The organism is Acinetobacter sp. YH12105 (genome assembly GCF_013419095.1).
Taxonomy (GTDB): Bacteria; Pseudomonadota; Gammaproteobacteria; order Pseudomonadales; family Moraxellaceae; genus Acinetobacter; species Acinetobacter pseudolwoffii.
Genome location: NZ_VPAU01000054.1, coordinates 1 through 1,021 on the forward strand (window position 1 = coordinate 1; position 1,021 = coordinate 1,021).

The window sequence follows — 1,021 nt, forward strand, 5'->3', positions numbered from 1 at the left end:
AGCATGGAAGGCTTATTCAGCAATATAATTTCCAAATGAATAAGCCTGCTTCTAAAATCTACCGTACAACCAATTGGTCATCCTATAACCGAGCTTTAATCAACCGAGGTAATATTTCCATTTGGTTTGATCCAAAGACTCAGTGGTATGCACAATCACAAGGCAAGCAAGGTCGAAATCAAACCTACTCTGATACAGCGATTCAATGCTGCTTAATGATCAAATCGCTATTCCGACTCTCTTTACGCATGGTCACAGGTTTTGTTCAAAGCTTGATTAAACTCTCTGGATTAGATTGGACAGCTCCGGATTATTCCACCCTTTGTCGTAGACAAAAGCATATTGATATTGCGATTAGCTATCAAAAAAGTAGTAATGGGCTACATCTACTCGTAGATTCTACTGGCTTGAAGTTTATTGGTGAAGGTGAATGGAAATGCAAGAAACATGGGGCTGAATATCGTCGCCAATGGCGTAAGCTTCACATTGGTATAGATGCTAAAACCCTGCAAATACGTGCAGTACAACTCACCACAAATGATGTCAGCGACTCACAAGTACTCGAAGATTTACTTGCTCAAATTCCCTTGGATGAAAAAATTGATTCTGTTTATACAGATGGTGCTTATGACACAAAGCACTGCCGAGAAGTCATTTTAGATCGAGATGCATATGCGATCATTCCACCTAGGAAGAATGCAAAGCCTTGGAAAGATCAACAAGCGAGGTCTCTAGAGCGGAACGAATTATTAAAGACAGTCAAACGGCTAGGTAGGTCCCTTTGGAAAAAGTGGTCTGATTATCACCGTCGAAGTTTGGTGGAAACCAAAATGCATTGCATTAAATTATTAGGCGATAAATTAACAGCAAGGAGCTTTCCGAGTCAGGTAAATGAGATCCACGCACGCGTAGCGGTTTTGAATAAATTCACAGAATTAGGTCGCCCGCATACCCAAGTTGTCTCTTAAATTTGGATTACTTAGAGGAGTTCAGCCTTTCAAACCTTTATACAACAAAGCCG

At 40.5% G+C, this 1,021-nt stretch carries 1 protein-coding gene; it reads left to right on the plus strand.

Annotated features, from left to right (window positions below; all coding sequences use genetic code 11):
• Positions 1-35 precede the first annotated feature (35 nt).
• Positions 36-968, plus strand: coding sequence for an IS5 family transposase (locus tag FTU44_RS15060; RefSeq protein ID WP_180051326.1), 933 nt, complete (start codon positions 36-38; stop codon positions 966-968).
• The last annotated feature ends 53 nt before the right edge of the window (positions 969-1,021 follow it).